Origin of the sequence: Nitritalea halalkaliphila LW7, assembly GCF_000265075.1 — a bacterium.
Lineage (GTDB): Bacteria > Bacteroidota > Bacteroidia > Cytophagales > Cyclobacteriaceae > Nitritalea > Nitritalea halalkaliphila.
Genome location: NZ_AJYA01000061.1, coordinates 1 through 20,470, shown reverse-complemented (window position 1 = coordinate 20,470; position 20,470 = coordinate 1). Strand labels below are relative to the sequence as shown.

At 45.8% G+C, this 20,470-nt stretch carries 21 protein-coding genes; 7 read left to right on the top strand and 14 right to left on the bottom strand.

Annotated elements, in window-relative coordinates:
• Positions 1 to 555 precede the first annotated feature (555 nt).
• Genes A3SI_RS14735 through A3SI_RS14725 form a run of 3 tightly spaced genes read left to right on the top strand, consistent with a single transcriptional unit; the run spans position 556 to position 4,282 of the window.
• On the top strand, positions 556 to 1,755 hold the full coding sequence (locus tag A3SI_RS14735; protein WP_156810329.1) for a hypothetical protein: 1,200 nt from the start codon (positions 556 to 558) through the stop codon (positions 1,753 to 1,755).
• Positions 1,756 to 1,796: 41 nt separating this feature from the next.
• Positions 1,797 to 3,416: a BCCT family transporter gene (locus A3SI_RS14730; protein WP_009057147.1), complete on the top strand. Its 1,620-nt coding sequence runs from the start codon at positions 1,797 to 1,799 to the stop codon at positions 3,414 to 3,416.
• A 2-nt stretch (positions 3,417 to 3,418) separates the two neighbouring features.
• On the top strand, positions 3,419 to 4,282 hold the full coding sequence (locus A3SI_RS14725) for a universal stress protein (RefSeq protein ID WP_009057146.1): 864 nt from the start codon (positions 3,419 to 3,421) through the stop codon (positions 4,280 to 4,282).
• Between the two features lie 101 nt (positions 4,283 to 4,383).
• On the opposite strand, the gene A3SI_RS14720 is transcribed toward A3SI_RS14725, so the two are convergent.
• The 8 genes from A3SI_RS14720 to A3SI_RS14685 all read right to left on the bottom strand — a co-directional run bounded on the left by A3SI_RS14720 (position 4,384) and on the right by A3SI_RS14685 (position 10,534).
• A complete protein-coding gene (locus tag A3SI_RS14720) occupies positions 4,384 to 4,905 on the bottom strand; it encodes an acyl-CoA thioesterase (protein WP_009057145.1) in 522 nt (173 codons plus the stop codon).
• Positions 4,906 to 4,908: 3 nt separating this feature from the next.
• On the bottom strand, positions 4,909 to 6,114 hold the full coding sequence (locus A3SI_RS17790) for an OmpA family protein (RefSeq protein ID WP_009057144.1): 1,206 nt from the start codon (positions 6,112 to 6,114) through the stop codon (positions 4,909 to 4,911).
• Positions 6,105 to 6,881: a glycoside hydrolase family protein gene (locus tag A3SI_RS14710; RefSeq protein ID WP_156810328.1), complete on the bottom strand. Its 777-nt coding sequence runs from the start codon at positions 6,879 to 6,881 to the stop codon at positions 6,105 to 6,107. The genes A3SI_RS17790 and A3SI_RS14710 overlap by 10 nt, the downstream gene beginning before the upstream one ends.
• A 12-nt stretch (positions 6,882 to 6,893) precedes the next feature.
• A complete protein-coding gene (locus A3SI_RS14705) occupies positions 6,894 to 7,865 on the bottom strand; it encodes a deoxyhypusine synthase family protein (RefSeq protein WP_009057141.1) in 972 nt (323 codons plus the stop codon).
• Positions 7,866 to 7,993: 128 nt separating this feature from the next.
• Positions 7,994 to 8,605 carry an OmpH family outer membrane protein gene (locus A3SI_RS14700; protein ID WP_009057139.1) on the bottom strand — a complete coding sequence of 204 codons (612 nt, stop codon included), beginning with the start codon at positions 8,603 to 8,605 and terminating at the stop codon, positions 7,994 to 7,996.
• A gap of 94 nt (positions 8,606 to 8,699) precedes the next feature.
• On the bottom strand, positions 8,700 to 8,942 hold the full coding sequence (locus tag A3SI_RS14695) for a hypothetical protein (RefSeq protein WP_009057137.1): 243 nt from the start codon (positions 8,940 to 8,942) through the stop codon (positions 8,700 to 8,702).
• 73 nt (positions 8,943 to 9,015) lie between these two features.
• Complete coding sequence (locus A3SI_RS14690; RefSeq protein WP_009057136.1) at positions 9,016 to 9,918, bottom strand: histone deacetylase family protein; 903 nt, start codon at positions 9,916 to 9,918, stop codon at positions 9,016 to 9,018.
• 64 nt (positions 9,919 to 9,982) lie between these two features.
• The gene (locus A3SI_RS14685; RefSeq protein WP_009057134.1) at positions 9,983 to 10,534 is read right to left on the bottom strand and encodes a hypothetical protein; all 552 of its coding nucleotides are present in this window, start codon (positions 10,532 to 10,534) and stop codon (positions 9,983 to 9,985) included.
• Between the two features lie 332 nt (positions 10,535 to 10,866).
• On the opposite strand from A3SI_RS14685, the gene A3SI_RS17785 reads away from it, so the two are divergent.
• Positions 10,867 to 11,301 carry an AlbA family DNA-binding domain-containing protein gene (locus A3SI_RS17785; protein ID WP_009057130.1) on the top strand — a complete coding sequence of 145 codons (435 nt, stop codon included), beginning with the start codon at positions 10,867 to 10,869 and terminating at the stop codon, positions 11,299 to 11,301.
• 57 nt (positions 11,302 to 11,358) lie between these two features.
• Here the strand turns inward: A3SI_RS17785 and A3SI_RS14670 are convergent, their stop codons facing one another.
• On the bottom strand, positions 11,359 to 11,745 hold the full coding sequence (locus tag A3SI_RS14670) for a phage holin family protein (protein ID WP_009057128.1): 387 nt from the start codon (positions 11,743 to 11,745) through the stop codon (positions 11,359 to 11,361).
• Positions 11,746 to 11,873: 128 nt separating this feature from the next.
• Between A3SI_RS14670 and A3SI_RS14665 the strand changes: the two genes are divergently transcribed.
• Together A3SI_RS14665 and A3SI_RS14660 are read left to right on the top strand one after the other, a co-directional pair.
• Positions 11,874 to 12,623 (top strand): acyl-CoA desaturase, encoded by a 750-nt coding sequence (locus A3SI_RS14665; RefSeq protein WP_009057126.1) that lies wholly within the window; start codon positions 11,874 to 11,876, stop codon positions 12,621 to 12,623.
• A 312-nt stretch (positions 12,624 to 12,935) separates the two neighbouring features.
• A complete protein-coding gene (locus A3SI_RS14660; RefSeq protein ID WP_009057124.1) occupies positions 12,936 to 13,292 on the top strand; it encodes a BlaI/MecI/CopY family transcriptional regulator in 357 nt (118 codons plus the stop codon).
• A 193-nt stretch (positions 13,293 to 13,485) separates the two neighbouring features.
• Here A3SI_RS14660 and A3SI_RS14655 read toward each other — a convergent pair whose 3' ends face one another.
• Together A3SI_RS14655 and A3SI_RS14650 are read right to left on the bottom strand one after the other, a co-directional pair.
• On the bottom strand, positions 13,486 to 14,547 hold the full coding sequence (locus A3SI_RS14655) for an agmatinase family protein (protein WP_009057121.1): 1,062 nt from the start codon (positions 14,545 to 14,547) through the stop codon (positions 13,486 to 13,488).
• 96 nt (positions 14,548 to 14,643) lie between these two features.
• The gene (locus A3SI_RS14650; protein WP_009057119.1) at positions 14,644 to 15,120 is read right to left on the bottom strand and encodes a SixA phosphatase family protein; all 477 of its coding nucleotides are present in this window, start codon (positions 15,118 to 15,120) and stop codon (positions 14,644 to 14,646) included.
• A 190-nt stretch (positions 15,121 to 15,310) separates the two neighbouring features.
• Between A3SI_RS14650 and topA the strand changes: the two genes are divergently transcribed.
• Positions 15,311 to 17,710 carry a type I DNA topoisomerase gene (gene topA / locus A3SI_RS14645; protein ID WP_009057117.1) on the top strand — a complete coding sequence of 800 codons (2,400 nt, stop codon included), beginning with the start codon at positions 15,311 to 15,313 and terminating at the stop codon, positions 17,708 to 17,710.
• 81 nt (positions 17,711 to 17,791) lie between these two features.
• Here the strand turns inward: topA and bshB1 are convergent, their stop codons facing one another.
• From bshB1 to A3SI_RS14630, 3 genes are read right to left on the bottom strand one after another with little or no spacing between them, the layout of a single operon-like run.
• Positions 17,792 to 18,511, bottom strand: a complete 720-nt coding sequence (bshB1, locus tag A3SI_RS14640) for a bacillithiol biosynthesis deacetylase BshB1 (protein ID WP_009057114.1) — start codon at positions 18,509 to 18,511, stop codon at positions 17,792 to 17,794.
• An 8-nt stretch (positions 18,512 to 18,519) separates the two neighbouring features.
• A complete protein-coding gene (locus A3SI_RS14635; RefSeq protein WP_040671072.1) occupies positions 18,520 to 19,566 on the bottom strand; it encodes a peptidoglycan DD-metalloendopeptidase family protein in 1,047 nt (348 codons plus the stop codon).
• Positions 19,567 to 19,575: 9 nt separating this feature from the next.
• On the bottom strand, positions 19,576 to 20,250 hold the full coding sequence (locus A3SI_RS14630; protein WP_394330387.1) for an NAD(P)/FAD-dependent oxidoreductase: 675 nt from the start codon (positions 20,248 to 20,250) through the stop codon (positions 19,576 to 19,578).
• Positions 20,251 to 20,470: the final 220 nt, after the last annotated feature.

The following is a 20,470-nucleotide window of genomic DNA, read 5'->3' as shown; positions in this document are numbered from 1 at the left end:
TTGGCAATTTTAGCTATTTAATTTTATCATAACGCTATTTTATGTTTAATTTATATATTTTGTTTCATTTTTTTGACTTTTAAGAGTATATTATTTTTTACATTTAAATTATGATTATTCACAATAAGGTTAAAAAAAATGTTTCTTGAATCAAGGTTTTGAAAATAATTGAAAAAAGCCGTATTTTTTTTACTGATTTTATATTTTTGGCCATATAATTGTGGATTCCAGCTTCCATTTACGTGTATTCGAACCAGGTTTTATATGTCCCCTACCTAAGTGCGGCGTACTTTACGCCCATGTGGACAGCCTACATACGCTTTTTGGGAAGGACTCTTTTCTGCTGCTTACGTATTAGCAGCCTTGAAACAAGTACATGAATCCATATATATATAAATAAAAATTATGCAGAAAATTTACCTATTTTTTTACATGATTCTATGTTTAGTCATTAAGATAGAAACCGCTTACGCTATACCTGATTCTCTGACATATCAAAACGAGCAGCTTCTTCCACTCTTTGTTCCTAAATCTCGTGGCACAGAGAAGGAAACCTTGGAATTAGGAAATTGGGCTCTTCGGGAAACCAACAGAGACACCTCCTGGGTAAAGGTCGGTGGGGCATTTCGCTTAAATGCGATTTGGACACACTATGAAGGCAAAACAGCACCTTTGGGAACTTTTGTACAAAATGAATGGACTTGGGATACTTGGTGGATGGAAATAGATGCCTATAAAGACGGACTTCAGTTTGCTTTTCAATATCGCTTTTACCCTACTTTTAATACCCATTTTCTGAAATTTGGATGGATTGGTTATCGCTTTAATGCGGACAACAATTTACAATTTGGAATCACACAAGTACCTTTTGGGCTGTTAACCTACGCATCGCATAACTGGTGGTTTCAGCTGCCCTATTATGTGGGCTTAGAGGATGATCATCAAATAGGCTTTAATTATACACGGAGGTGGAAAGACTGGACACTTAATGCTGCATACTTTCTAATGAGTGAGCCACGAGGCACAAATGAGCTTTCCTTTGGTGAGGCATCTACGGCTCGTTACAGTTATGATGTGGTTCCCGTGGAAGGAAATAACAACATCGAACGTCACCAGTGGAATTTGCGAGCAGCGCGTAAGGTAGGTAATGCAGAGCTCGGTCTTTCCCTTCAAACCCATGAGGTTTTTAATCAGGTGACCACTCACATTGGCAGAAATTACGCAGCTGCATTACATTATGAACAAGATTATAGGCGCTGGAATCTAAAGACCGAGGTGCTCTACTATTCTTACGTAGATGTAAGAGATGATGCAGGAAACACACTTGATGTGGTACAAATGGGCGCATATGGATTCGGTACTTATGATGTAGCCAGTCAAGCAACTATGTACCTAGCGGGCCTCGCCTATAACATTCCCGTTTCCTTTGGACCTGTAAAAAATATACAGGTTTATAATAACTACACGTACATGCAAAAGTTTAACCGCGTGCTTGTCGGCACAGAAAGTGTACGGTTTGCTCCGACACAACAGAATGTTTTTGGGGCACTTGTAACAGCAGGCCATATTTACGCCTATTTTGATATCGCCAGAGGGGTAAATCACCCATGGTTAACAGGCGAGTTCGGAGGAAATGCACTCGGTACCGGCAGAGGCATAAATGCAGTGGACCAACCCGTTAGTACAGAAAATCCCATTAATCGAAATAGCATTTGGAACACGCGTCTGAATATCAACCTTGGGTACTACTTTTAAATGCTATACTTTCCTATCGATTTACTATAAAAAATACTACTATGTCTAAAAAATACTTTGATATTCACAAGCCCGTTTTTTGGCCTGCCATAGGCTTGATTGTAGTTTTCATCTCGGTGACACTTCTGGTAGGTGCGCCCATGGAGGCTTTATTCGCAACCTTTAAAAACTGGGTCACCGAAAAGACTGGCTGGATTTTTATTATCGCCGTAAATGCCTTTGTGGTTTTCTGCATTTACCTAGCAATCAGTAAATATGGTACTATTCGCTTAGGAGGAAAGGATGCCGAACCAGAGTTTACCACTACCGCTTGGTTTGCGATGCTTTTCAGTGCCGGTATGGGAATCGGCTTGTTGTTTTGGGGCGTGGCTGAACCTGTATTTCATTACAAGTCTCCTCCTTTTGGAGAAGGAGGAACTGTGGAAGCTGCAGAAAAGGCGATGAACTTTACGTTCATGCACTGGGGCTTTCATGCTTGGGCTATCTATGCCCTAGTCGCACTTAGTCTAGGTTTTTTTGCCTTTAATAAAGGATTACCCCTTACCATACGATCTGTATTTTATCCGATTTTAGGCGACAAAATTTATGGCTGGATAGGTGATGTGATTGACGTATTCGCGGTTTTAGCCACTCTTTTTGGCCTAGCCACCTCACTAGGCTTAGGTGTGAAGCAGGTAGGCGCTGGAATAGCTTATTTAACAGTGCTGGAGAATACAGTATGGCTTCAGGTGGGGCTAATCGCAGGCATCACCTTAGTCGCGACGCTGTCCGTGGTGGCAGGGGTAGAAAAAGGAGTTAAAGTTCTGAGCGAATGGAATATCAGAATCGCTGCCACCCTGCTAATCTTTATCCTGATTGTCGGCCCTACACTTTTTATTTTCCGCTCTACTTTTCAAAACATAGGAAACTACCTCAGTAGTATTTTAGAGGTTTCTACCTGGACAGAGGCATATCGAGATAAAGGCTGGCAAGGTGACTGGACAGTTTTCTACTGGGCATGGTGGATCTCATGGTCTCCTTTCGTGGGCATGTTTATCGCGAGGGTATCAAAAGGCCGCAGTATTCGTGAATTTATTATAGGCGTGCTCCTAATCCCTAGTTTTCTAACCTTTTTCTGGCTTAGCGCCATGGGGGGTAGCGCTATATTCTTAGACCTGCACAGCGGTACAAGTGAACTTTCGGACGCTATCGTTCAAGATGAGGCCACAGCACTTTTCGTGTTCCTTAATGAATTCCCACTACCCGTAATAGGCTCCATCGTAGGTATTTTACTAATCGCTTCCTTCTTCGTCACTTCTTCCGATTCAGGTTCTCTGGTGATCGATAGTATAACTGCCGGCGGTAAACTGGACGCGCCAGTGGCGCAAAGAATCTTCTGGGCAAATGCCGAAGGTACTGTTGCAGCTGTGCTGTTAATTGGCGGAGGACTAACCGCCCTGCAAACCGCTACCATCACCACTGGACTTCCCTTTTTATTCATCTTATTAGTGATGGCATACTCCCTAAGAAAAGGATTACAGCAAGAATATGCACAACAAGAAATATTAAAACAGGAGAAAAACAAAAAAGATTACGAAAGTAAATTAACGGACGTAATCATGAAAAATGTATTAAAACGTAATCAGAGCCAATCTGTAGATCCATCAAAAAAAACCAAGTAACCATGATTAAATCTATTCAACGCATCGCGCTCTTGGCAGACCTAAGTGCCATGGACGAACTTTTACTGAAGTATATCAAGAACATGGATACGCAGTTTTCATTTACGCAGCTGGACATCATTCATTGGCTAGAAGTAGAAGATCTTCCTGCAGATATAAGACAGGTTCTCGCTGCAGATGGCCGTAGCCTACATGAAATACTATCAGAAGAACTGGTGGAGCTGGTAGATGCGCACTTCGGACCTGATAACGCTAACATAACTATCCTGATTCGAACTGAAAAGTCAATTTCAGAGCTGATTAAATTTATAGATACTTCAGGGTATGATATGATGCTAGTAGGGAAAAAAGGATACTACGAAGGATCTGGTATTCTGAGCTCAAAATTGGTTAGACTCAGCATAACGCCCTGCCTGTTTGTTCCTGAAATGGCACGCCCCCAGATAGCCTCCATTTTAGCACCTGTGGACTTTTCTAAATTCAGTGAACCTGTAGTCCACTTGTCCTTAGCTCTCTCCCTGCAAACCAAGGCCTCTGTGGAACTTCTTCATATCATCAAACTATCTATGCAGTTTTTCCCCTATATAAAAGATACGCAAGACATCAAAAAAAGTCTTAAAAGGAAAGCAGAAGATAAGTTAAGGCAACTAAGAAAAAAAGTGGAAACAGTTCCCGAATGCAAAATGCTCTACGGTAAGGATGAACATATCAGTAAAACCATCTATGATTATGCAATTAGCGAAGGGGTGGATTTGATTGTGATAGGAAGAAAAGGGAGCCATAACGATAGTGATTTCTTGATCGGTTCCGTAGCGGAGCGGCTTATAGCTAATGACAAAACGATTCCAGTGCTCGTGGTAAACTAATACATGAGGAAAAATAGGGGCGAATGGTTTGCCCCTATTTCTTCCTGCGCTTCCTTATTAGCGATTTCTTTTGTAGCTGGATTTTAAGCACAATACGCTTTTTATGGCTTCTCAGCCAAAAGTGCTTGCTTCAGAACCTTCACCCGATCACTGATTTGCATATTCGCGATGTCGAGCTGCAGAGAGGTGGCCTTCAGGAAATCAGCTACCTCGCCCGTATGCTCAGTCGTCTTACCTTCTTTTAAGGTCACATAACGCATCGTGGTCCAAAGCACAGTTTTTAGCTCTTTTCCACTGTCATCGGTCATGAAATATTCCAGCACCACGGTATGGGCATTATACCATAAAATTCTGCTATGAATGCGTACCCACTCCCCTACACGCGCTGGGCGCACATAGCTAATCGTGTGGTTGTAGACCACCCATGCCGCTTGGTATTTCTGTATCATATCGATCATCTCCACACCATATAGCTTCGGTACCTGATCCTCTCGTGCATTGAAGAAATAATCAAAGTACTTAGCATTATTCAGGTGACGCAAAGGATCACAGTCCTGAAAACGAATCACCACCCGACTTTCGGTTACCTTCGGGTACACCTTTTCTGCATTATAACTGAACATAACTTACTGGATTAAATACATTTCTACTCGCCTGTTCCGCTCCCGCGCCTCCTCCGTGGTGGCATTTTCTACGGGACGAGTCCCTCCAAAACCCGCAATACGCACGCGCTCAAAGGCCACACCATTCAGCGTCAGATAGCCCCGAATTTTCGAAGCACGCTGTAAGCTTAACTCTTTATTTAGACCCGGGTCCCCTACGTTATCGGTATGACCCTCTAAACGCACCTTCAGGCTTTTATCCTCCTGCAACAAGCGGACGAGTTCGTCCAAAACCTCTATCGAGGTAGCATCTGCAAAGTCCGCCGTTCCCCGGTTAAAGTTAATTTTATTCAGCACCAAGCTTGTCCCGGCGCGAGCGGGTAAAAGTAAAACTTGCTGACCGTCTAAAGCTACCCATTCATCTACGTTAAAATACTGCGGCACGTAGCCATTTGCACGTACGGCGATGGTCTTCCAGTCCATGCGCTCCGCTCGGGTCTGCATGTAGGCTGACTGCCCAGAAATTTCTTTACGTACGCCACGCTCATTACTGAAAATCAAGCTATGGTTTAGCGCCTCCTCTGTATCTTGCGCCACTACTCGCACGCGTACAGGCTGAATCTGCTCTCCTACGGCATTTTTTATACTCGCTTCCGATGCAGCTGCCTGAGTGGTCACCGTAGCCGATGCAGCTGCTGTGCTACTACTGGCTTGGTTACGTAAGGCTTCTGCCTCTCTTCTGGCTGCGGCCTCCCGAGCTGCCTCCGCTTCTCTAGCCGCTTCTGCTTGTGCCGCCCGCTCTGCACGTGCTACACGCTCTGCTTCCTCGCGCCTGGCCGCCTGCTCCGCTTCTCGCTGCCGAGCTTCTTGCTCCGCTGCAGCTTGTGCGCGACTTTCCTGCTCCTGTTGCACTGCTGCGGCTAAAGCCTCACGTTCACGCGCAGCACTTGAGGAGGTTTCGGTAATTTGATTTTGACCCCTGGTCAAAGCCTCCTGTCTTCTACGCGCCTCTGCTTCTGCTCGGCTTCCGGCACTTCCTTGTTCTTCAGCTACTCGGTTCATGGCATCTGCCTGCTGCTGCATAGGTGCACCACTACGAATGGCGATAGCCTCGGCCACTAAGTCCTCTGCCTGCTCCCTGCCCAGACGGAAGGTATAAAAATCTCCAAAAGCATTTGAATTAGAGGTCTGAACCACGATTCCGCTGAAATCCTCGGGGTTTAAGAGCATAAAACCTGTTTGGCGCCCAAAGCGCCTGGGATCTCAAAAGGTTTCGGACGACTCCAGCTGGTCCAGTCCTCCCCTTGGCGCACGGCATAAAAGACCTCTTTCCCACCACGACTATCCGCCTGATTCGAACTGAAGTATAAGATGCCATTTTTCTCATCGTAAAAAGGGGACTGCTCCTCTGCAAAGGTATTCACCACCGGTCCTAGATTCACCGGAGAAGTCCAGTTATCCCCTTCCATCTGTGTACTGACGTACAAATCGTCATTACCGAAAGAGCCAAAAGAGTTCATCGCCATCAAAATGGTCTTGCCATCCGCTAATAACCTGCCACTGAAATGATTGCTGTTGTTTCGGAAATTCCCCATTTTCAACATCCCCACCAGGTTCCAGTTGCTGCCGCTTTTTAGGTAGCGATGTACCCCTTGGCCGAGAGGCCCGCGTGCATGATACACATAAGCAGTCTGCGCATCAGGAAAACCGACGAGAACATCGAGGCTCTGCGTAGATAAATCGCTGACAGGTTCGGCGGCCTGCTCTAAGTTTCGGCTGCGGTAGACATCTCCCGGATCGGTGGCTCCCCCTTTGTTGCTAGGATGATACCCGATGGTGAAATAAAGTTGCCCATCTGGAGCCTGAACAGGGTTCTGTTCATCGTAAATGGTATTTACCGCCGTGGCTGGTGCTGGCGCTTGCGCAAAGAGCGGGGTCTGCATTGAAAAAAAAGCAAGTGACATCAGGCCACTTGCTCTCCATACTAATTTTTTCATGAAAATGTAACGTTACTGATCGAGAACGATGGCAAAAATGAGGGGCGCCACGATCGTTGCATCAGACTCTATGATAAACTTCGGTGTCTCCAGTCCAAGCTTGCCCCAAGTAATTTTTTCATTTGGAACAGCGCCAGAGTAAGAGCCATAGGAGGTCGTCGAGTCGGAGATCTGGCAGAAATATCCCCATAGCGGTACGTTATCACGCTGCAAGTCCTGGTGGAGCATCGGAACCACACAAATCGGGAAATCTCCTGCGATACCTCCTCCTATTTGGAAGAAACCTACAGTAGACTCCTCTTTTGCGTTTTCCGTGTACCAGTCGGCAAGAAACATCATGTATTCGATACCCGTTTTCACCGTGTGCACGTTTTTCACATCACCGCTGATAACGTGCCCCGCAAACATATTGCCAAGTGTAGAGTCTTCCCAGCCTGGGACGATAATCGGTAGATTTTTTTTCGCTGCTTCGAGTAGCCAGCTATTTTTAGGGTCAATCTGGAAGCTCTCGTCCAACTTACCAGACAGTAAAATCTTGTAGAAAAATTCGTGGGGGAAGTAACGCTCACCTGCCTGATCTGCGCGTACCCACTCTTCCAAAATTACGTTTTCGATACGACGCATGGCTTCCATTTCTGGAATGCAGGTATCCGTTACACGGTTCATGTGCCGCTCTAAGAGGTCTTGCTCTTGCTCAGGGGACAGGTCTCGGTAGTTCGGGATACGCTCATAGAAGTCATGGGCGACGAGGTTAAACACATCCTCTTCTAGGTTAGCCCCCGTGCAGGAAATGATGTGCACTTTATCCTGGCGGATCATTTCGGCTAAAGAAATGCCTAACTCAGCAGAGGACATGGCCCCCGCCAAGGTAATCATCATTTTCCCGTTTTCGTCCAGATGTGTTTTATAGCCTTCTGCAGCGTCGATAAGCGCTGCCGCATTAAAATGTCTAAAGTGGTGTTTTAGAAAGTCTGTTATTTTCATAGCGTTTTTTTTCGTGCAGTCGGCAGCGTGGCCGAACAAAGAACAAAAATAGAAGATATCCGAAGGAAAAAAAATACCCCGAGCTGAAATCCACAGCCCGGGGTAGTAGTCTCCTATAGGAGAAGTGCTTACTCGTTGCCTTTCGCGTAGGCTGCATTCAATCCTTTTACCACATCATCCGTGATGTCTAGGGACTTTTTAGAATACCAAACAGCTCCCCCGCGCGTGTTCGAAAGAATCATTTCTAAATCGTTCTCCTTCGCGTAAGCATCTAAAAACTCATGGATTCGCTCGTATACATCAGCGTATAGGCGCTGCTCATCACCGGAAAGCTCCTGCATGATGTTATCACGGTAGGTCATGAGGTTACGCTCTTTTTTCATTAAATCTTCCTGCTTAGCGCGTGCCTGATTCGGCGTCATAGACTGTGCCGTCTGCTCGAAATTAGCAACCTCCTGCTCGAATCCACGTGCTCTGCTGCTCAATTCGCCCTCGAAGCGACGCCCTTTTTCGGCGATCTCTTCAGATTTTTTCTTAAAAAACTCATAGTTGGCGATGACGCTATCCGTTAAGATATAGGCGATTTTCAAATCGGAAATACTTACTTCCGTTTCAGCTCCCTCTGCTGAAGTAGAGCCAGAATCTGTTGTAGCCGGACTATTGCTGGCTCCCTGCTGACAAGAAGTAAATAAAAATGCTGCCAGAGCAAAGATTCCTAGAATGCTGTTTAAGTGCTTCACGTGTTTTTAATGTAGGTTAATTGGCGCAAATATAACCAAACAATTTGAGGAACAAACTTCCTCCCTTAGGCGAATTGTTAATTTCCGTTAAAAGCTACTTTCTCTGCTGCTTCCTTTTATCGGCATCAAGCTGACCTTTTAAAACCACAGCCTGTCCGAAAAGAGAAAGCCCTGCAAAGAAGGCGGCCAGACCACCCGTGCCCCATAGCACCCACTCCCAGGTGCTGCCCCCTTGGATCTTCATTCCGGTGGCTTCTCCAATAACACTTAGCCCGAATCCCATCAGCAAAATCCCCGCAGGAGCCAGCTGAAGCCATTTTTTCTTTGTTTCGTTCATAATGCATGTGCTTTGGCCAGAGGCTTTCCGGCAAAAGACTGCCTGTACTCCTCCCGACCAAACGGTGATTAGGTTAAAAGAAAATTTCCTGTGCCAAACGGTAGGTGTTGGCATGCGCCTCGATGATATGCGCGATCTTTTCGGAGTAGCCCCCGCCCATGCAGCACATGATGGGCAATCTATTTTTACGAGCAGTCTCCAAGACGATGCGATCTCTTTCTTTACAGCCCTGAATGCTCATGCCCAGCCGCCCCAGCTTGTCGGAAGCCAGCACATCGACTCCGCACTGATAGAGTAAGAAATCAGGCTCCTCTGCATCGATCAGGCGGGGCAGGGTCTCCCGCAGCAGGGACAAGTAGGTAGCATCATCTGTTTTGTCCTTTAGGCCGATATCCAGGTCTGACTTTTCTTTATGCATGGGGTAATTCGCTTCTCCATGCATGCTAAAGGTAAACACCTCGGGCACCTCTGCGAAGATGGCGGCCGTACCATTCCCCTGGTGCACATCCAAATCGATAATCAGGATTTTCCTCGCGAGCTTTTTTTCTAAAAGATAGAATGCCGTGATCGCCAAGTCATTCAGCAGGCAGAAACCCTCTCCCCTGTCTTTAAACGCATGGTGTGTACCCCCCGCGATGTTCATAGCGATCCCAAACTCCTTTGCATAAAGTGCCGCCTGCACTGATCCATGCATGATATGCACTTCACGGTCCACAAGTTGCTGACTAAGCGGAAAACCCGTACGCCGTATCTCAGATTTGGAAAGACTAAGACCTTTTAATCGATTAAAATAGCTCGGATCATGAGCCTTTAAAATCCAATCATCAGCGAGTGCCTCGGGACTAAAGAAATTACTGGGGCGCAGCGTGCCCTCATACAGGAGCTGCTCAGGTAAGAGTTCATATTTTTCCATCGGAAAGCGGTGCCCTTCGGGCAAAGGATGGGCATACCGCTTCGAATGTGCGACTTTTAACATAGCCATTTTAACCGATTACCAAGTTAAAATGTTAGGCAGAAAAACCCTATTTTAGGCTTCTTCCTCATCTTCTTCTGTCTGAAAAGAATAAAAAAGTATCATCTAGCTGTAGGGTATCCTCATTAAAGGATTGCACAAAGTGCGCCACCTCTTTTTCGCTGATGAAATCACGGTTTAAAGCCGCATCCAGACCGATACCAAAATCATGGTTGGTATCTAAGTCGATAAATTCCTGTACCTTAACCGTCTCTTCATCCTCGATCTGATGAATCATCTCGGTGATAAACCAGCCGATTTCTTCTTCTTCCGGACTTAGGGGTTTCAGATTTCCATCCTCATCTTCCTCATAGCGAATGGAGGAAAAGTTTTTAAATTTCTTCGCTGCCTCATGCTCCGCCAGCTCGATTACCTCAGAAGCATGATGAAGGCGCAAGGTATATAAGGCAGCATCGTAAAGGACATCTTTGCCCTCATATTTGCCGACAAACTGGAAGCGTACATATTCTTCTGTATTGTCCTCTTCCTCTACTAGGCGGAAATTTTTACCTGTAGCAGCGCAAGATGCTTGGAAATTTTGTATAAAGGTTGGGTCAAAGCCCTCATTCGTGCTTTTCATAGGAGGTATAAGTTTAGAATTGGGATGCTATTCTGTTTTACAAGTTACAAGGAAGTACGATAAGACCAAAATCTTAGGCGTAAAATCGCATGTTTTTCACACAAATAACAAATTATCAACGGTTCAACACGTTGAAGCGATTTTGGTTTACGCTTTCCTGGAATTAGTCACACTTTTTATCCTTAATAGAGCTTGGGACCAGAAGGGTTTTTTGCGCCTCGGCGCAAAGGTCAGGCAGTCAAATGGCCATGTCCTGCCCACAGTGTGCGTACCCTTGGGAATAGATGTGTCAGCTTCCAAACAATTTTCACCTAATCCCTGTATGTAGAAGGATGACAGTTTTACTTCCAGAGCCGGACCACGGTCCTCTTCTTCAGCTTTTACAGGGCCGGGAGGGCTTAAATTTAGACTTTAAGCAGCGCGTAACAGACTTGTTTAAGATAGCGCGCTCCATCGCGGGTTTCGCGAATACCCAAGGCGGCACGCTGCTGATCGGGGTGAATGATCAGCGCCGAATCGCGGGCATCGACGCAGAAGAGGAGCATTACATGGTCTTAAAAGCTGTAGATACTTTTTTATCCCCCGCACCAGCGCTGGAGTTTACACTTTACGTGGTTCCAGAGTGGGCTGGGGAAGTCCTAGTAGCCGAACGGCAGGTCTTGCTCGTGCATATAGCGAAGGCCCCAAGCCCTATACTTACGTTATCCAAGCAGGGTGAGGCGGTGCTTTACATCAGAGAAGGCGATCGAACGATTTTAGCTCCTTAAAGGTCTAATGTGCTGCGTGATTTAGGCTTCGTAGGACCTAAAACAGTATATGTAGATTTATTGTCTTCTGCTTGGAGGGCTGGCTTCGCCAAGGCTTACGCCCAGCAGGCTATTTATTAAGCTTAGTATCAGAGAAAACAAAAGGGCCCACCAGAAGCTATTGACTTGAAAGCCGTGAATGATCTCTGCTGCGATCAAAATAAGGATGGCGTTAATGGCCAGAAGAAATAAGCCAAGTGTAAGAATGGTGATGGGAATCGTCAGAAAAATAAGGAGTGGCTTGATGGTTAAATTTAAAAGGGCCAGCAAGGCGGCTACGATGATAGCCGTCCAAAGATCGGCTACGATGACGCCGGGTAGCAGGTAGCTCGTAATGACGATGGAAACACCTCCGAGGGCGAGTTGCGCTAAAATTCCTAATGCGTCTTTTGTCGTTCGGTTCATGGGATGGGTATTTCGTGTTCAGGAAAGCGGAAATGATTTCGTTTTTTAAAGAAAATACGCTTTGACTTCTTAAAAGTAAGTGTTTCGACGTATCTTTACATCAATTCATCAACAAAATAATTACCCAAGTGATTTTAATCGTTTTATTTCTCTTGCATTGGTACTTCAGTTTGTTTTGCCAAAGCTTCTTTCTTCACCGATATGCGGCTCATCAGATGTTCACGATGAACAAGTTTTGGGAGCGCTTCTTCTATGTTTTTACATGGATTTCTCAGGGTAGCTCCTATCTGTCTCCGCGTGCTTACGCTGTCCTACACCGCATGCACCATGCCTACAGCGATACGCCGAAAGATCCTCACAGTCCACATCATACAGAAAACTTATTTACGATGATGTGGAAAACGAAAAACATATATAATGATTACTTCAGCTTCCGCCTGAAACCTGAAGAGCGTTTTTCTAAGGATGTTCCGGACTGGCATGCCTTCGATCTTTTCGCAGACCGAATGGCTTCGCGTGTAGGATGGGGGCTGGTCTATGTAGCCATCTATGTGCTAAGCATCTCCGTCTTCGAACTATCGGGGACGCACTGGTGGATGTACTTCTTACTCCCACTTCATTTCTTGATGGGACCTGTGCACGGAGCGATTGTAAACTGGTCTGGACACAAGTACGGGTATGCCAACTTTGATAATAATGACAAATCAAAGAACAGCTTACTTTTGGACGTGTTGATGTTAGGAGAATTATTCCAAAATAACCATCACAAGCTTCCTAACCGTCCGAATTTTGCAGTAAAATGGTATGAGTTTGATCCTACTTACCCGATTGTAAAACTCCTACACTACAGCGGAATTATAAAACTGAGAACAGCATAAAACCCGTGAAAAATTCTTTTCGCAGAGCATAAAATCTTACAGGATGACCAACGGTAGAATTCGCAAGAATAATCGTTGGTCATTTTTTTAAAATACCACAATCCTATCGCATCCCCCTGCACTTTTTGAAGATTAGGAAGAAAATAACTTGTTCTTTTTTTCTAAAACCTTTGATTGCAAGTATCTGATTTTCAGTTATTTGATGTACATCCGCATAAACCCTATTGGATTTAAGGTTGAAGTTTAACATCCTGTATTTGCATTTAAAAAACTAAATGAATAAGTTGGATGCAAATTTAAACTTAAACACTTATGAGAGAATTAACACGAGCAGAGGAGCAAGTAATGCAAATCCTCTGGAGTATCGAAAAAGGGTTCGTAAAGGATCTGCTCGAGAAAATGACCGAACCTAAGCCCGCCTACAACACAGTTTCCACCATTATCCGTATTTTGGAGCGAAAAGGTTTTGTAGACCATAAAGCGTACGGAAAATCCCACGAGTATTACCCGATTATTTCTAAAGATGCCTACCGTACCTTTACGATCGATAATTTACTAAAAGGCTATTTCGACGGTTCAGTAGCAAGCCTCCTAGCTTTCTATGCGAAAGACAACAGCCTAAGCGAAAACGAGTTAAATGAAATCGTAGAAACGGCTAAGGCAGAGTAAACTGCCCTTATGCCCAGAAATTTCTCTGACATCGGAGCAGTTCTATAACGTGAACCTAGGCACATCACCCGAGTGCGTTTCCGGTATAAAAAGAAATAAAACAAAAAGTCTTAGCCACACCGCTAAGACTTTTTGTTACCTATGTATGTCTGCGCATCGGAAGAAAAACCAGCACCCAAGCACAGCTCCTATTTCAAGCGCAGTTTCCCTTGCTGGCGCCATAAAGATTAGCCATGCGGTAAAGTACACGCGCTCCTACATTACCATCCCACTGATCCTCTCCTGGTCCTGGAGCTACTTCCACTAAGTCAAATCCAATAATTTTTTTACCAGCTCGGACCAATTGTTTCATCAAGTAGAGCATCTGCTCTAGTTCCAGCCCTCCCGGTACAGGGGTACCCGTGTTGGGACACAGTTTCGGATCGAGACCGTCGATGTCTATGGTGACATACACTTCGTCAGGCAGTTGGGAGATGATTTCATCACAGATTATTCTCCACGCCTTGCCTTCGAAGGCTGCCTCTTGGATTTGTTTATCGTAGAAGGTAGTGATGCGGTTATTTTCTTTTGCCATTATGGCCTCTGCCTCACAGTAATCCCGGATACCAACCTGCACAATTTTACTGATTTCGGGGAATTTCAATACATTATACAAGATGGACGCATGTGAGAACTCGAAATCCTCATACGCCACGCGAAGGTCGGCATGTGCATCTATCTGTAGAATTCCGAAATTAGTATGGGTCTCTGCTACCGCCTTTATGAGTCCGTAGGGAGTGGAGTGGTCCCCACCTAAGAGAGCGACGAGCTTGCCCTTTGCACGGTAGTGCGCCGCCTGCGTGTACACCCATTCGTTCATCTCTCGGCAGGCCGTGTTTATCAGGTCCGGCACAGCCGCAAAGCGCTCTGCATCGTATTCAGGGCTCCCCTCCTCTAACCAATTAATATAGTTCGCAGCTAGAATGCGGTAGTTATCGCTTTTATTTTTAATAGCCTCAGGAATCGGGAGCATGTACACGCCCATTTTCCAAGCGTCTTTAATATCGTCTTGGAAAAGATCCAGCTGGGGAGAAGCCGCTAAAATAGCCTCAGGGCCTTCAGCGGTTCCTGGGCTGTAGGAGACGGTTACCTCCCAGGGAACCGGAATGATGATTAGTTCGGCTGTGTCTTCATTAAATGGGAGACCAAAAAGTGCGTCTTTAGTCCCTACCCCGTTCGGGTCAAAATTAGAAATTTGTTGGTGTTTCTCTGACATAAGTTAAACTATCGTGTAAATAAGTAAACGTGTTTTAGAAAAGAATGGTTTTCACTGGGTGACCAGAGGAACCTCAGCGAACTGATTGTCATCACCTTACACATGGTGCCAAGTTCCTTTTAGCAGGGCACAGGAAGGTGTGAGTGCAGCCCACTCGTCTAGTGGAATCTCCAGCGCGACCAGCATACCGGTCTCCAGATGCAATCGCTGTCCAGTAAGCGTGTAAATAAGCTGGCTTAGCCCAGGATTATGCCCGATGAGCAGCATGTGGTTCAGGGTTTTCGGCCAAGAAGAAATGTACTGCAAAAGTCGCTCCGAGGAGGCCAGATATAAGCTCGATTCAGTATGCAGCGGTGGTGGCTGCAGAAAATGCTTGGAAACGAGCTCGGCGGTTTGCAGCACACGCGTGGCTGTGCTGCCATGTATTTCTTGGACAGGCTGATTCCAGAGGGCAGCGACATGCTTCAGGCTGCTGAGCTGCTGAATACCTGCGGCGCTGAGCGGGCGCTGCTTGTCCTGATCTGCGGGTAAAGGGCTGGCCTCGCCGTGTCTTAAAACCAAAAGCGTCTTCATATCGTTACATTTTTATCCCTATAGAGAAGAGGGCTGATTCAAGGCAGGGGAAAAATACGCATTTTTCATATAGAATGAATCCCCTCCTGAAAAATTAGAGTTAAAGAATTATTTGGAATAGAGTATTTGTAGCTCTATTTTTAGGGCTTTTAAGGCGATTTTTCGTCAGAAATTGGAGTGGAAGGATACTATGTCAAAAAATTTAGTAATAGTCGAGTCACCGGCAAAGGCCAAAACCATAGAGGGTTATCTAGGTAAAGATTTTAAGGTAACTTCTAGTTACGGGCATGTGCGGGACTTACCGAAGGGAAATGCGGCCATCGATATCAAGAATAAATTTAAACCTACTTACGAGGTTACTCCTGATAAAAAGGAAGTCATCAAGCAATTAAAAAAGTTAGTCAAGGAGGCGGAGACGATTTACCTAGCGAGTGATGATGACCGAGAAGGAGAGGCTATTTCTTGGCACCTGAAAGAGGTATTAAATTTAAAAGACGAGCAGACGAAGCGGATCGTTTTCCGTGAAATTACGAAGAAGGCGATCACAAAAGCCATTGAAAATCCAAGAACCATCGACATTGATCTGGTTAACGCACAGCAGGCGCGAAGAATATTAGACCGTCTGGTTGGTTTTGAGCTTTCCCCAGTGCTTTGGAAAAAAGTGAAGGCAGGGCTTTCTGCCGGAAGGGTGCAGTCTGTAGCGGTCCGACTGACAGTGGAGCGTGAGCGGGAGGTAGAGAAGTTTAAGGCTGCCTCCAGTTACCGCATCACGGCTCAGTTCGATGTGGACGGCAAGGTACTGCAAGCGGAACTTCCTAAAAAACTAGACACGCAAGAGGAGGCGGAGGCTTTTTTAAAGGCATGTATCGGCGCGAATTTCTCTATTGACAACCTAGAGAAAAAGCCCGGTAAAAAAACTCCTGCAGCTCCTTTTACCACCTCTACTCTCCAGCAAGAAGCGAGTAGAAAGTTGAGTTTCTCGGTGGCACAGACAATGTCGGTGGCACAGCGACTTTACGAGGCAGGGCATATCACCTACATGCGAACGGATAGCGTCAACTTATCCGACGATGCTCGAGCTGCAGCCAAACAGGAAATTACCCGTGCATATGGAGCCGAGTTTCATAAGGAACGTAAATATGCTACCAAATCGGAAGGGGCACAGGAGGCGCACGAGGCCATTCGTCCTACCGACTTTAATCGTCATCAGATAAGCGGCGAACGAAATGAAATGCGCCTGTATGAGTTAATCTGGAAACGTGCCATCGCCAGTCAAATGGCGGATGCTATTTTAGAGAAGACGCAGGTGACTATAGGGATCTCTACTTTAGATCAAAAACTACAGGCAAATGGTGAGGTGATCACCTTTGAGGGCTTTTTAAAGGTCTATTTAGAAAGCACCGATGAAGAACCAGAGGAGGAAGAGCAAGAGCAAAAAGGACTACTCCCTCCGCTCACTATCGGCCAGGCCTTACAGCCCATACAGCTAAAAGGTCGTCAGACCTTTAGCAGACCTCCAGCGCGTTATACGGAGGCCTCATTAGTGAAAAAATTAGAGGAAATGGGTATCGGGCGACCATCGACGTACGCACCGACTATTTCTACGATACAGAAGCGTAACTACGTGGTAAAAGAATCGCGAGAGGGAACTGTTCGCGAATATGTAGAAATGCTCGTTGAGGACAATACCTTTAAAGAGCAGAAAAAGACGGAAATTACAGGAGCGGATAAGAATAAACTCTTTCCCACTAACATCGCTATGGTGGTGAATGATTTTCTGGTAGAGCACTTCCCGACGGTCATCGATTACTCTTTTACCGCTAAAGTAGAGAAGGAGTTCGATGATATCGCGCACGGAGGGCAGCAGTGGGAGGATATGTTAGAGAAGTTCTACGGCGCGTTCCATTCTAAAGTGGAGGATGCTGCGCATGTGGAGCGTGCCGATGTAAACTCTGCTCGTGAGTTAGGTGTGGATCCGAAAACAGGTAAGGTGGTAATTGTCCGCTTGGGTAAATTTGGGCCACTGGCCCAAATCGGAGACCAAGAGGATGAAAATAAGCAGTTCGCCAGCTTACAAAAAGGTCAATTTATCGAAAGTATCACGCTGGAAGAAGCCCTAGAACTCTTTAAACTACCTCGAGATGTGGGCATGTTTGAAGACAAGAAAATTGTTGCGGCTATTGGGCGTTTTGGTCCGTATGTGCGTCATGATGGAAAATTCGTCTCCTTAGGTCGTGAATATGATCCGCTCAGTATCACGGAAGATGAGGCGATCGCACTGATTCAAGCCAAGCGTGAGGCGGATGCGAAAAAACATATTAAAACCTTTGAAGAGAACCCTGAAATCCAGTTGCTAAATGGCAGATGGGGACCCTACATCAAGTTCGGTAAAAATAATTTTAAGATCCCAAAAGATGTGGAAGCAGAGAATCTCACCTATCCGGAGGTGATCGAAATTATCGAAAACCAGCCGGAGAAAAAAGGGGGAAGACGTGCTCCGGCGGCGAAAAAGGCCGCTGAGTCTGAAGCGCCCGCAGCAGCCAAAAAAGCTCCTGCCAAAAAGCGAGCAGCTCCTAGGAAGAAAAAATAATGCGTAGTGCTATTTAAAAAAAGCGGTTCTACCATACTGTGTAGAATCGCTTTTTTAATGGTACTTCGCGTAGAAATCTGTTTATTTCAGGTGAAACAGGTCATCTACTCCGATCATTCGTTCCACGGTGAAGCCCTCACCATAGGTAACCTGAATTTTATGACCCATTTCACGCGCTCGCGCTTCGATAAAATGGAAAAAGTTTTCAGAGGAAATAAAGCTTTCGGGCTCTTTAGAATCCGGGTCATAAAACTGAGACTTAAAGGCCTTGATGCTGGCTAGCTTGGTTTCCCAGTACGGCGTGATATCGAAAACGAAATCGGGCTGAATAAAATTATTTTGGATATAATGATAGACGAACTTGGGTCTCCAGGGATGCTGTGGATGGCCTGCTTCATCGAAGGTTTCTATCTTTCTTAGCCCACTCATAAAACAGGCCTGCGAAGCGAGCGCCCCTCCTTTTCCATGGTCGGGGTGACGATCTGTTACAGCGTTTGCAAGTACAATTTCCGGCTGATATTTTCTTAAAACCTGGATAAGTGCATGCTGATGTGGGCTATCGTTTTGAAAAAAAACATCCTGAAAGCCCATATTTTCACGTGCGCTGAGGTGAAGCACTTCGCTCGCCTTTTCAGCTTCTATGAGGCGAAGCGCTGGAGTACCTCTCGTTCCCATTTCTCCAGCTGTAAAGTCTACCACGCCTACGCGATGGCCTTTGGCTACGTGCGCAGCGATAGTTCCGGAGCAAGAAAGTTCTGCATCATCGGGGTGTGCTGCGAACACGAGTATATCTAATTTCATAAAGTTACTTATCGAATGCGTAGGCGCTGACCTACGCGTAAAACTGAATTCGTACTAATTCCATTTAATCGGGTAATGGTACTCACCCGTACACCGTAACGCCTTGCGATAACGCTGAGGTTCTCACCACTTCGAACACGATGGTACACGGCTTCTTGGGCCTGCACGACATGCTGGAAGCTAGAGGCAGTGAGCGGATACACGTCCATTTTAATTCTACGAAAACCAAAATCAAAAATTTCAGTGGGATTAATGGACAAGCCCTGATAGCGGATTTCATAATGCAGGTGGGGCCCAGTGCTTCTGCCTGTACTACCTCCCCTACCTAAGATGTCCCCCGCTTTAACTTCTTGTCCTACTTCCACATCTATCTTTGAAAGATGGCCATAAAGTGTCTCCAGTCCATTTTTATGACGGACTAGCACGAAGTATCCATAACCATTTCGATCGTAAGAGCGCATACGCACGATTCCATCGAAGGTGCTGTACACCGGGTCCCCTGTACGCAGTCGTAAATCGGTTCCATGATGCCAGCGATACCTACGAAAACCAAATTCTGAGGTAATATGCGTTTCATCGAGTGGCATCGCCCAGTTACTACCGAAAAAAGGATCAAAGAGCTTAACGTACAATGTATCAGTGAAATTTTTCGGATCGAAATCGTAAATATTAATTTTTCGCGAGTCCCATGAGGAAAAGTACTCGTAGGCTGTTACCCAAATGCTATCGATAAGTACCTGTTCAGATACCTGCACCAACTGATTCGTAGGTGCCCAAATAAGCGAAAGGGTGTCTTCTGCCACGATAGAAAGACGTTTTTTTAATCCTTCATGTCCTCTGAAGAGAATGCTATCCGTCACCCGCGTCACCTCCTCCAGGTATTTGTCCGGATCGTATAAGCGCATGTCTTTCAGCAAAGGGTTCGCAGGGGTAGAACCTTTTATACTATCAGATGTAGTATTTTTGGTCGCCCTACGCGAAGTTTGAGCCTGCGTATCGAAGATACACAGGCTCACTATTAGGATACTCCATACGACAATGAACCTCAACTGCATGCAGATTACTTAAACGAGTTCTTTTTCTGCCAGGTGACGCTCGGCATCTAAAGCGGCCATACAACCTGTTCCAGCTGCGGTAACTGCCTGTCTGTAAATATGATCTTGTGCATCGCCACAGGCAAAAACGCCTTCTACATTAGTGCGCGTGCTTCCTGGGACTGTTTTGATGTAGCCATTTTCGTCCATATCGATTATATCTTTGAAAATGCCTGTGTTCGGTTCATGCCCGATAGCTACAAAGAAGCCTTTTACCGCGATGGTCTGCTTTTCTCCTGTGAGTCGATTGACTACGCGCACACCCTCTACTTCTTCTTCACCTAGAATTTCTTCTGTTTCGGTGTTCCAAAGAATTTCTATTTTAGGGTTGTTCATCACACGTTTCTGCATGATCTGAGAAGCACGCATCTCATCTCTTCTGACTAGCATGTATACTTTACTACAGATGTTAGCTAAATAGCTAGCTTCTTCACAAGCGGTATCTCCCGCACCTACGATCGCTACCTCTTGGCCACGGAAAAAGAAGCCATCACACACGGCACAGGCACTCACTCCACGTCCATTTAGACGCTCCTCGCTTTCAAGTCCGAGCCACTTCGCAGAAGCTCCCGTAGAGATAATTACAGTTTCAGCTTCTATGGTTTGCTGCTCATCACTGTCACGCGATGCGGGTGCTAGAGAAATCTACGCCCGTCACCTGTCCGTAACGTACCTGTGTACCAAAACGCTCCGCTTGCTTTCTAAAGTCTTCCATCATGGCTGGCCCTTGGACACCCTCAGGATAACCGGGATAGTTTCTACGTCTGTGGTAATGTCAGCTGACCTCCAGCTGCGCCCCAGTATAGAGAACGGKTCCAAACCTGCACGGGATGCATAAATCGCCGCCGTATATCCGGCAGGACCT

What these genes read in the sequence shown, in the direction of transcription:
- bshB1 (WP_009057114.1), bottom strand. Translation starts at nt 18,511, where the DNA reads ATGAAATTAGATATACTCGTGTTCGCAGCACACCCCGATGATGCAGAA.
- topA (WP_009057117.1), top strand. Translation starts at nt 15,311, where the DNA reads ATGTCAAAAAATTTAGTAATAGTCGAGTCACCGGCAAAGGCCAAAACC.
- A3SI_RS14670 (WP_009057128.1), bottom strand. Translation starts at nt 11,745, where the DNA reads ATGAACCGAACGACAAAAGACGCATTAGGAATTTTAGCGCAACTCGCC.
- A3SI_RS14690 (WP_009057136.1), bottom strand. Translation starts at nt 9,918, where the DNA reads ATGTTAAAAGTCGCACATTCGAAGCGGTATGCCCATCCTTTGCCCGAA.
- A3SI_RS14695 (WP_009057137.1), bottom strand. Translation starts at nt 8,942, where the DNA reads ATGAACGAAACAAAGAAAAAATGGCTTCAGCTGGCTCCTGCGGGGATT.
- A3SI_RS14655 (WP_009057121.1), bottom strand. Translation starts at nt 14,547, where the DNA reads ATGTCAGAGAAACACCAACAAATTTCTAATTTTGACCCGAACGGGGTA.
- A3SI_RS14705 (WP_009057141.1), bottom strand. Translation starts at nt 7,865, where the DNA reads ATGAAAATAACAGACTTTCTAAAACACCACTTTAGACATTTTAATGCG.
- A3SI_RS14685 (WP_009057134.1), bottom strand. Translation starts at nt 10,534, where the DNA reads ATGAAAAGCACGAATGAGGGCTTTGACCCAACCTTTATACAAAATTTC.
- A3SI_RS17790 (WP_009057144.1), bottom strand. Translation starts at nt 6,114, where the DNA reads ATGCTCTTAAACCCCGAGGATTTCAGCGGAATCGTGGTTCAGACCTCT.
- A3SI_RS14720 (WP_009057145.1), bottom strand. Translation starts at nt 4,905, where the DNA reads ATGTTCAGTTATAATGCAGAAAAGGTGTACCCGAAGGTAACCGAAAGT.
- A3SI_RS14650 (WP_009057119.1), bottom strand. Translation starts at nt 15,120, where the DNA reads ATGAAGACGCTTTTGGTTTTAAGACACGGCGAGGCCAGCCCTTTACCC.
- A3SI_RS14730 (WP_009057147.1), top strand. Translation starts at nt 1,797, where the DNA reads ATGTCTAAAAAATACTTTGATATTCACAAGCCCGTTTTTTGGCCTGCC.
- A3SI_RS14635 (WP_040671072.1), bottom strand. Translation starts at nt 19,566, where the DNA reads ATGCAGTTGAGGTTCATTGTCGTATGGAGTATCCTAATAGTGAGCCTG.
- A3SI_RS14725 (WP_009057146.1), top strand. Translation starts at nt 3,419, where the DNA reads ATGATTAAATCTATTCAACGCATCGCGCTCTTGGCAGACCTAAGTGCC.
- A3SI_RS17785 (WP_009057130.1), top strand. Translation starts at nt 10,867, where the DNA reads ATGACAGTTTTACTTCCAGAGCCGGACCACGGTCCTCTTCTTCAGCTT.
- A3SI_RS14710 (WP_156810328.1), bottom strand. Translation starts at nt 6,881, where the DNA reads ATGAAAAAATTAGTATGGAGAGCAAGTGGCCTGATGTCACTTGCTTTT.
- A3SI_RS14660 (WP_009057124.1), top strand. Translation starts at nt 12,936, where the DNA reads ATGAGAGAATTAACACGAGCAGAGGAGCAAGTAATGCAAATCCTCTGG.